The following is a 9,697-nucleotide window of genomic DNA, read 5'->3' as shown; positions in this document are numbered from 1 at the left end:
GCCCGCGCCGTCCGGCGGGGTGCGTCCGCCCAGGCCCGCACCGTCGGCGCGGATCCTCCACAGGGCCGAGGCCTGATCCCCTGGCGGGTAGACGACCGTGTCGATGGCAGCCGAGTCGGCGCACAGGGCGCGTGCGCGCTCCAGGGAGGCGGTGACGTCTTCGCCGGGGGCGCCGACTTCGACGAGGAGCCAGCCTTCGCCCTCGGGCAGGGCGGGGACGGCACCGGGGCCTTTGTGGGCGCGCACGACGTCGACGAGGCGGCGGTCCATGCCCTCCACGGCGAGGGGGGAGTGGGCCAGCAGCGCGGGCACGTCGTCGGCGGCCTCAATCATGGAACGGTAGCCGAGGGCTGCGAGCACGGGTGCGTCGGGCAGGGGTACGAGGCGCACGGTGACGGAGAGAATCAGGACGAGGGTACCCTCGGTGCCGGTGAGCATGGCGGCGAGGTTGCGCCCGCCTTCGGGGGTGAGGTGTTCGAGGGAGTAGCCGGAGACCTGGCGCTTGAAGCGGCCGAGCTGCGTGCGGATGGGGGCCAGGTTGGTGTCAATGAGGGAGGCCAGCCCGGGCACGTCGTGCAGCGCCGAGTCGTGTGAGGTCGTGGCCGTGAAGCGGCGTCCCCGCCCATCGATGCACTCGAGGGAGACGATGTTGTCGGAGGTGCGCCCCCAGGCGGTTGCGTGCGGGCCGCACGCGTTGTTGGCGACCATGCCGGCGATTGTCGCGCGGTTCTGGGAGGAGGGGTCGGGGCCGAAGCGCAGGCCGTACTCGGCCGCCGCAGCCTGCAGGGTGGAGCCGACGCAGCCGGGTTCGACGGTGGCAGTGCGGGCCTCGGGGTCGATGGAGATGACGCGGTTCATGTGCCGCGAGAAGTCGAGGACGAGGCCGGGGCCGATCGCGTTGGACGCGCACGAGGTGCCGCCGCCTCGGGCGGTGAGGGGGACGCCGTGGGCGCGCGCCAGGTGGAAGGCGGCGACCGCCTGCTCGGGCGTGCGCGGGAAGGCGACGGCCAGGGGCGGGATGCGCGTGAGGCCGGCGTCGGAGGAGTAGCGTGCTCGCGTGCCGACAGAGGAGTCGACGTCGATGAGTGTACGCAGGTCCGTCAGGAAGCTCTCGCTCATGATCCCAGTGTGTCACGCGCGCGCCGCGCGGGGTGGGACTTCCCGCTGTGCGGATAGTCGTGTCGGAATTGGCGAGGCCGTGGAGCGAGAGTGGTCACGCGCGGAGCGCGTGTGGAGTGTGTAGGAGGGGGCGGCGTCGCTGCCGCGAGACGCCTGTTGCTCACAACGTGGACTCAGGCGGGTTCCGGGTCGTCGATAATGAGTTTTGGGAAGGGTGTCACAGGGACGGGCATGCGTTCGATCGGCGGCATATGCGGACTGACCGGTTGAGAAGTATTCGGGTAGCGTGGAGGCAGTGTCTTATTACTAACACAATATGGAGATAGTTCATTGCGCGTCTCCTCGGACGCTGGAACTCGGGGTTCTGGCGCCGAGTATTCAATGAGGCGCAGGAATTTTCTGCCCATTGCTACCCGCCTTGCCTGTTGTGTACTGCCTGCTGCGCGATGGTTTAACCAGATGGAAGATGGTGCCGAATCTGGTTTGCGCGCGTCAAACACAATCCTACACGAGATGAATCATGCCCTGTTGTGCGTCACAAACGGTTATTCGACACATGTCAGACAAAAAGAGGGTCGAACGGTCGAAAACCGCTCCCTGTGGCCCAAAGGAGAGGGTGTGTATTAGCGCCTTTGTGGGATCATTTTATAAATTCTGTCCGCAAGGTAAGTGTTAAAAGAGTGTCTTATAGATAAAGAATGAGAGGGTGATGGGCTGTTGACATAAGACTAACATTTACACAGTATCTATTGCAATACCCCTGTGTCTTCTGCGTTTCTTTTAGAACGTATGAAACAATGGCCACGAGCGCTCCATACACGTGAAGGATAGATCGATGGCCCTGTTTGAGTTCGAGGATGGACACCTCGTGCCTGCTCAATTCGGGTACCCGGTTTCGTATGATCTGGGTCCCGAACTGGTCGACGCTATCTGCCAGCAGGTCCTGCAGATTGTGTCGCGTCCGCTGTTCCCGGTGACATGGCGTGACATGACGGGACAAGATGATGAGGAGACGCCGCGCCTGACGGCGCTCGACGTGACGGGGCAGATAGTCTCCGTTGAGATCCTCAAGCTCCTGGATTCCGAGACCCTGATTACGTCGCTGTCACGTCTGGCCATCGTCGCTTCCTTGTCCTGGTCTGACCTGGCGGGTGAGTATCCGACGGGATCCGAGGGTTTCCGCGCTGGCTGGGCGCAGTTCCGCGATTCGATGCCCCCAGCTGTCGGCCCGGGTCCCCGTCTGATCATGGTCGCCGGTGAGATCGACCCGTCGGTGCGCCCCGCCCTGTCGATCCTGGCTACCTCCGGTGTCGAGGTGCACCTCATGAACCTGCGCCAGATGTCCAACGGTCGACTCTTCCTGGACGTCAATGCTGTCGGCCCGCGCCTGTATGGGCATGCCCCGCAGCTTCTTGGAAGCGTGGCCGGCGCATCCGCGATTGCCGCGGGACCCGCCCCCGCCCCGGCCGTGCCCGAGGCACCTGTCGACTCCGAGGAGTTCGAGGCTGTCGCCGAGGAGAATCTGGACGATGCAGCCCAGGCGATCCCAGAGCCGCCCGTTCCTCCGGTCACCGATGCGGATGCTGAGGCGGATGGGGACGGCGACGCTGAGGATGCGACCGAGTCCGAGACTCCGACGACTCGCCCCACCCCGAAGGTCGCTCCCCACCTACGCGACGCCTTCCACTACTCGGTCGATGAAGAACCTCCGGCCCCCTGGAAGTCCAAGGATTCCCCCGAGGAACAGAGTGACGAGGCTGGGGCTGGCTCCGATGAACTGGTCGAGGAATTCGTCGAGGAAGAGACCGAGATCGACGACCGCGTTGATGAGGTCGCTGACGCGCTGGAAGCTGACGACGCGGATGAGCAAGTCGGGGAGGATCGCGACGCGGCTGATGAGCACGCCACGGAAGCCTTCGACGAGGCCGAGGAACGCATCGAGTCCGAGGGCGAGACCGACGGTAGCGACGAGCGCGAGCAGGTCGAGACTCTCGACGAGGAAGAGCGCCACGACGAGGAACGCGACCGCGGTGAGTTCGCCGCGGGCGACGCTGCCGACGAGTCCGCCGCGGACGACAATGTCGATGCCGAGGACACTCACCCGGAGGAGCACGCGGTGCACGTGGGTGACGAGCTGGATGACAACGAGCAGGGCGAGACCGGCGAACAACGATGGGAGCGCCCGGCACACCTCGGTAGTCGCGCCTCACGACGCGCCCATGTCGAGGCCGCCGAGGACCTCAACGACGGCGGAGCGACCGACGCGGCCATGGCCTCGTCCGTCGACCACGAGGAAGAATCCCCCGAGGTCATCGCGGCCCGCGAAGGGGGCGTTCCCGTCCTCGGGCGCGACGAGGCCGGTCTGCGCACGCTCGCGCAGATCCTCGGCGAGGATACTCCCCTCGTGGCGCGCGGCGAACTCGGCCTTCCTGACGACCTGGTGCTCGCGGCCAGCGGTGCGATTTCATGCGCCGGCCTGACTTATCCGTCCCTCGAGACGATGCTGACCGCGCGCGGCATGGGCCACATCGACGTGTGGTCCTTCGTCCGTATCGGCGACCGCCTGGGGCCGACGCTGGCCGAGGCCCTCGACGAGGTTAACCGCGAGATCGTCCGCGAATACGCGAACGTGCCGCGCGGGCGTCGCGTCGCCAAGCACTGACGCGCCGACTGCCGGGGGAGGCTCGGGATCATCTGATCCCGAGCCTCCCCCTCGTTGTGTGCAGCAGCACCGCTTCTGTAACCCCCGCGCCGACCCGCCGCTCAGCCACGGCCTCGTCCACCCGGCCACGGCCTCGTTGTGCGTGGGCGACGGGTGCCCGAGCGCTAGTCGACGAACGCCTCGAGCCAGCCGCGCATCGTGGCGTACACGGCCTCGCGCACGGGCGCGTCCGACAGGACTAGGTCATGCTTGCCGGGGAAACGCGCGATCGTCACCAGGTCGGACAGGCCGAGGCTGCGCTGCGCGATCACGACCGGATCCAGCACGGTATCGGAGGTGAAGGCGCGCTCGCACCACGCCTCGTCGAAATATGCAGACGTGGACACCATCGACAGGACCGGGCATTCCAGGTGCACGTCCTTCTCGATCGTCTCGTGCCCCGCCATGATCGCTTCCAGCCACGAGGCGGGCACCGGGTAGGACTCGGGGCGCTTCCACTCGTGGGCGATGGGCCACCCGACAATCGACGGATCCTCAGGCGAGAGCCCCTTGGGGATCGGCAGGTCCGAGGAGGCGCGCCCAGCGAGCGAACGCCCGTAGTGGCCCGCGCCTCCCGTGGGGACCTCCCACATGGGGCTGCGCGCCGCGATGCGCCCGATGACGGGGGCCATCGCCCCGCGCCAAGACGCCATCGACTGCATCTCTAGCCACGCCGAGTTCAGGATCAGACCGGCCAACACGCCCGGGTGGCGGTGCGCCCACAGGGTCGCAACCAGACCGCCCGTCGAGTGCCCCATGAGGACGAGCGGCTCGTCGTCGCGCTCGGAACGGATCAGCTCGATGGCCTCGCCGATCTCCTCGTCGTACACCGACAGGTCGTCCGCGTATCCGATGGTCTGGTGGGGACGCAGAGAACGCCCGTACTTGCGCATGTCGAGCGCGTAGAACGCGGCACCCGCCTCCCGCAGACGATCCGCCATCTCCGTCTGGAAGAAGTAATCGTTGCGCCCGTGCAGGTACAGGACCGTCACGTGGGTGCTCTCGGGCGGGGTCGCGCGCACGAGGGTCGCGACGCAGGGCCCCTCCGCGTCGTCGAGCAGCTCAATCGTGCGCGACTCGTAGCCCTCACCCAGGATATCGGCACGCCACTGAAGCCCGGGAGGGCCAGCCTCGCCCCAGGGGGCCATCACGTCGCGCTCGGGGAACCCCTCCAGAGACGAGGCCTCGGCATCCACCCCGGACAGGTTGGGCAGGCCGCTCGTGTCCGGTATCTGCTCGCCATCGGGCGTGGGATTGCTGGTAACGCTCATGGGGTCAGCATAACGCGCGAGGCCACCCCGGCCTCGTCGATGAAGAGGCGGAAAAAGGGTGGGCTCGCGGAGAAAGAGCGCCGATCAGGCGAAGGAGGACGCGCGCGAGGGGATGCGCTCGTTGAGGAACTCGTTGAGGAGGGACGTGAGCTGATCGTGCTCGATGAGGAATCCGTCGTGGCCGTGATCCGAGTGAATTTCGCGGTAGAACGCGCCGGGAATGCCCGAGGCCATCTGCCAGACCTGCTCCGGGAAGAACAGGCGATCCGAATCCACCGCGACGACAAGCGTGCGGGCGGTGACAGCCTTGAGGGCCTGTGCGACGCCGCCACGGTCGCGACCCACGTCGTGAGAGAGCATCGTACGACACAGCGTCACGTACGAGCCCGCGTCGAAGCGGCGCACGATCTTCTCGCCGTGGTAGTCCAGGTAGGATTCGACCGCCAGGCGACCGCCATGCAGGGGGTCTTCGTCGTTCTGAGGGATGCGACCGAAGCGCTCGTCCAGCTCGGAGGGGGAGCGGTAGGTCGTGTGCGCGATCTGGCGGGCGAGCGCAAGACCCGCGGTGGGGCCGGGACCCGCGTAGTAGTCTCCGCCACGCCACGCCGGATCCAGCTGGATCGCGCGGATCTGCGTGTGCGTCCACGCCGCCTGATCGGCCGTCGTCTGCGCGCCTGAGGCTACGACGACGAGGCGGCGCACGCGCTGCGGATAGGTGACCGCCCACTCGATGGCGCGCTGGCCGCCCAGGGAGGCGCCGATGACGATGTCCCACGTTGTGATGCCGAGCAGGTCGGACAAGAGGGCCTCGGCGCGGACCTGATCACGCGTAGAGATCACAGGGAATCGCGAACCCCAGGGCGCGCCGTCCGGTGCCAGTGAAGCCGGGCCGGTCGAGCCCTGACAACCACCCAGCACATTCGCGGCCACCACGAAGTAGCGTTCGGTGTCGATGATGCGTCCCGGACCCACGATCTGATCCCACCAGCCGGGGGTCGGCTGGCCGGGTGCCGCGTCGCCGTACACGTGGGCGTCGCCGGTGAGCGCGTGCAGGATCAAGACGGCGTTCGAGCCGGTGTCATTCAGGGTGCCCCACGTCTCGTAGGCCAGGGTCACGCTGGGCAAGATCGAGCCATTTTCGAGGCGCTGGGCACCCAGGTTGGCGAACTGGCGGAACGCGACCGGGTCGCCTTCACGCCACGCGCCGGAGGTGGGAGCGGGGGGCAGATTATGGCGGCTCATGGGGCCTTCTTTCGCGGGGGCGGAGGGGAGGGGAGAACAGCGGCGGCCTCGCAGCCTCAGGAGTGTGTATCCCCGAGGCCGCCGACGGGTCTGTTAGGCTGTGGCCGCGCGGGCCGCGTCGAAGCCGAGCTGCAGGTCGGCCAGGATGTCCTTGATGTTCTCCAGGCCGATCGACAGGCGCACCGTGCCGGGCGCGACGCCGGCCTTGGCCAGCTCCTCCTCGGTCAGCTGCGAGTGCGTCGTCGAGGCCGGGTGGATGACGAGGGACTTCGCGTCACCGATGTTGGCAACCACTGGCAGGAGCTTCACGCCGTCCGCGAAAGCCCGGCCGGCCTCATACCCGCCCTTAATGACGAAAGAGAGCAGGCCGCCCGTGCCCAGCGGCGCGTACTTCTTGCCCAGCTCGTAGTAGGGGGAGGACTCCAGGCCCGCGTAGTTGACGGACTCGACGTCCGGGTGTGCCTCCAGGAAGTGGGCGACCGCCAGCGCGTTGGAGACGTGGCGCTCGACGCGCAGCGACAGGGTCTCGATGCCCTGCGAAATGAGGAACGCGTTGAAGGGGGAGGTGACTGCCCCCAGGTCGCGGTTGATGAGCGTCTGGATGCGCAGCAGGAACGCCAGGTTCGCGCCCAGCGCGCCGCCCACGCCCAGGTCGCGGGCGTAGACGAGGCCGTGGTAGGACTCGTCCGGCGTGTTGTAGAGGGGGAAGCGCTCGGGCTGAGAGGCGAAGTCGAAGTTGCCCGAGTCGACGATCGCGCCCGCGATCGAGGTGCCGTGGCCGCCCAGGTACTTGGTGGCCGAGTGAACGACGATGTCAGCGCCCCACTCGATCGGGCGCACCAGGTAGGGGGTGGCGACCGTGTTGTCGACGATGAGGGGCACACCAACCTCGTGGGCGACCTTTGCGATCGGCTCAATGTCGAGGATATCGCCCTGTGGGTTGGGGATGGTCTCGCCGTAGAAGGCGACCGTCTTGTCGTCGGCGAGCGCGCGCCAGGCCTCGGGGTCGAGCGGGTCTGCGACGAAGCGTGCCTCGATGCCCAGACGTCCCAGTGTGTTCTTCAGCAGGGTGACGCTGCCGCCGTACAGGGAGGGGGAGGCGACCACGTTGTTGCCGGCGACTGCCAGGGCAAGGATCGACAGGGCGGTCGCGGACTGACCGGAGGAGACCAACAGGCCGCTGACGCCTCCCTCGAGGGCCGCGATGCGGGCGGCGACGCCGTCGGTCGTCGGGTTGGTCAGGCGCGTGTAGATGGGACCCAGCTCCTGCAGTGCGAAGCGGCTCGCCGCCTGCGCAGTGTCCTCGAAAGCGTAGGAGGAGGTCTGGTAGATGGGCAGGGCGGTCGCGCCGGTGGCGGGATCAAGGTCGTATCCGGCGTGAATCTGCTTGGTTTCGAAGGACCAGTCGTTGGCGGTCATTGTGCGGCTCCTGGGGTCGGGGGTGGGTCGTCTCTGATTCCCCTCCGGCGGGCCGCAGATGCGGTGAAGTGAATATGCGTCAATGCGCGTCCCGCTGTCGGGGGACTGCGCGGCAGTCGCTGGTGCTGACGCGCAGTCAGCGGCACATTCGACGGTTCATGGTTCCCATTCTTTGTCATGGACGAGGCTATGGCGCGTTGGTCCCGGATGGTGGACTTTTGTAACCGGGTTGGCTGGCATTCAAGAAGGAGCTATAAATGTGAGAGGGCGTACATGAGTGCTGCTCTCGGGGTAGGTTGCTCAGTAATTGCGGGGTAATTATGGTGCTGGTGTTGCCGGTGTTGCGATTGGTGCATACGTGAACTGTGTGGAGTTTGGTGTGTTTGTTGCCAAGCGTGATGAAAGTGGATAGGCTTCTTTTCAGTACTCGCCTACGGGCGTCCACCCACGCATGTACGAGATGAGACGACGATGAGACAACGCGGAACAATCCGCACGGCCCTGACGGTCTTTGCTGCCAGCGCTCTGCTGATCTTGCCGCAGATGGCACAAGCGGCTCCCTCCGAGGAGGAAATCGCAGCCGCCAAGGCGGCCGAAGAAGCCGCTTCGATGAGTGTCGCCGAGATCGAGGTCAAACTGGCCGAAGTCAACGCGACCGCAGCCACTGCGACCCAGAATGCGCAGATCGCCGGCGAAGACCTCAACGAAGCCCAGATCGCGCTGAACGCGGCAACCGCGACAGCTAACAAGGCCTCAGCCGACGCCGACGCTGCCGAAGCTGCGTTCCAGGAGGGCAAGCAGCAGATCGCCTCCGTCGCCCAAGCCACCTACCGTAACGGCGGTGGGTCCCTCGACGCCATCGCCCCCTACCTGGACGCCGACGGCCTGCGTGGCGTCGAAACCAAAAAGGTCGGCATCAACTCCTTCTCCTCGTCCGCCGAGGCGAAGATGCAGAACGTCGCCGCCCTCGAACAAGTCGCCAAGGTTACCCGCGACGCAGCAAACACCGCGCTCGATAACCAGAAGAAGGCCACCGACGAGGTTCAGGCTCGCACCGATGCCGCCAACAAGGCCGCTACCGACGCGCAGACTCAGGCCAACATCGTTGCCGCCCAGCGCGACGCCTACGTCAAGGAGCTGGCCACCAAGCAGAACACCACCGTCGACCTGATCAACCAGCGAGAGGCCAGCCTCGCCGCTGAACGCACTGCCGCCGAACGTGCTGCCGCCGAGCAGGCCTCCGCAGCCGTCGCCGCCGCCGACAGCCAGCGCCGCGCCGACACCCCTGCTCCCGCGGCCGATGCAACTCCCGAGGCCCCTGCCTCGTCCCCGGCCCCCGACGCGTCGGCTGCACCCGCTGAGGAAGCGCCCGCTCCCACACCCGCTGAAGAAGCGCCCGCCCCCGCACCCGCTGAAGAAGCGCCCGCTCCCGCACCCGCTGAAGAAGCGCCCGCCCCTGCGCCTGCTCCTGCTGAGGAGGAGCCCGCGCCCGCGCCCGCGTATGAAGAACCCGTGTATGAGGAGCCTGACGACGAGGAACCCAGCTACTCCTACGGCGGCGCGTCCACTGCGATTGCCACGGCCATGACCTACCTGGGTGTGCCCTACGTGTGGGGTGGCGAATCCTACGGCGGCGTCGACTGCTCCGGCCTGACGATGCTCGCATGGGAGAGTGCCGGCGTGGACCTGCCACACCTCTCGCGCGCGCAGTACGGCTACGGCACGCACGTGTCCCTCGGTGACATGGAGGCGGGCGACCTGATCTTCTGGTCCTCCGATGGCACCCAGTCCGGCATCTACCACGTCGCCATGTACCTGGGCGACGGCGAGATGATCGAGGCTCCCACCTTCGGTGTGCCCGTGCGCGTGACCGGCGTGTATAGCTGGGGTTCACTCATGCCTTACGCCGTGAGGCTCTGATCCTACTCGTTGCGGGGGGCCGCGC

General features: G+C 66.8%; 6 protein-coding genes. 2 read left to right on the top strand and 4 right to left on the bottom strand.

The window, feature by feature from the left end:
* A partial coding sequence (locus tag HMPREF1136_RS09570) for an FAD-binding oxidoreductase (RefSeq protein WP_009649142.1) occupies positions 1 to 1,119 on the bottom strand: 1,119 nt, incomplete at its 3' end.
* Positions 1,120 to 1,954: 835 nt separating this feature from the next.
* On the opposite strand from HMPREF1136_RS09570, the gene HMPREF1136_RS09565 reads away from it, so the two are divergent.
* Entirely contained in the window at positions 1,955 to 3,781 is a 1,827-nt protein-coding gene (locus HMPREF1136_RS09565; RefSeq protein WP_009649136.1) for a hypothetical protein, read from the top strand.
* 164 nt (positions 3,782 to 3,945) lie between these two features.
* Here the strand turns inward: HMPREF1136_RS09565 and HMPREF1136_RS09560 are convergent, their stop codons facing one another.
* From HMPREF1136_RS09560 to HMPREF1136_RS09550, 3 genes are all read right to left on the bottom strand, one after another.
* On the bottom strand, positions 3,946 to 5,091 hold the full coding sequence (locus tag HMPREF1136_RS09560; protein WP_009649138.1) for an alpha/beta hydrolase: 1,146 nt from the start codon (positions 5,089 to 5,091) through the stop codon (positions 3,946 to 3,948).
* 84 nt (positions 5,092 to 5,175) lie between these two features.
* Positions 5,176 to 6,333 carry a homoserine O-acetyltransferase MetX gene (gene metX / locus HMPREF1136_RS09555; protein WP_009649139.1) on the bottom strand — a complete coding sequence of 386 codons (1,158 nt, stop codon included), beginning with the start codon at positions 6,331 to 6,333 and terminating at the stop codon, positions 5,176 to 5,178.
* A gap of 93 nt (positions 6,334 to 6,426) precedes the next feature.
* Positions 6,427 to 7,752 (bottom strand): O-acetylhomoserine aminocarboxypropyltransferase/cysteine synthase family protein, encoded by a 1,326-nt coding sequence (locus HMPREF1136_RS09550; RefSeq protein WP_009649143.1) that lies wholly within the window; start codon positions 7,750 to 7,752, stop codon positions 6,427 to 6,429.
* Positions 7,753 to 8,223: 471 nt separating this feature from the next.
* Between HMPREF1136_RS09550 and HMPREF1136_RS09545 the strand changes: the two genes are divergently transcribed.
* A complete protein-coding gene (locus tag HMPREF1136_RS09545; RefSeq protein ID WP_009649140.1) occupies positions 8,224 to 9,672 on the top strand; it encodes a C40 family peptidase in 1,449 nt (482 codons plus the stop codon).
* Positions 9,673 to 9,697 lie beyond the last annotated feature (25 nt).

It is taken from the genome of Actinomyces sp. ICM47, assembly GCF_000278725.1.
GTDB lineage: Bacteria > Actinomycetota > Actinomycetes > Actinomycetales > Actinomycetaceae > Pauljensenia.
This window is presented reverse-complemented; position numbering and strand designations above follow the sequence as displayed.

Coding starts and splice junctions, on each gene's coding strand:
- metX (WP_009649139.1), bottom strand. CDS start 6,333: ATGAGCCGCCATAATCTGCCCCCCGCTCCCACCTCCGGCGCGTGGCGT.
- HMPREF1136_RS09560 (WP_009649138.1), bottom strand. CDS start 5,091: ATGAGCGTTACCAGCAATCCCACGCCCGATGGCGAGCAGATACCGGAC.
- HMPREF1136_RS09565 (WP_009649136.1), top strand. CDS start 1,955: ATGGCCCTGTTTGAGTTCGAGGATGGACACCTCGTGCCTGCTCAATTC.
- HMPREF1136_RS09550 (WP_009649143.1), bottom strand. CDS start 7,752: ATGACCGCCAACGACTGGTCCTTCGAAACCAAGCAGATTCACGCCGGA.
- HMPREF1136_RS09545 (WP_009649140.1), top strand. CDS start 8,224: ATGAGACAACGCGGAACAATCCGCACGGCCCTGACGGTCTTTGCTGCC.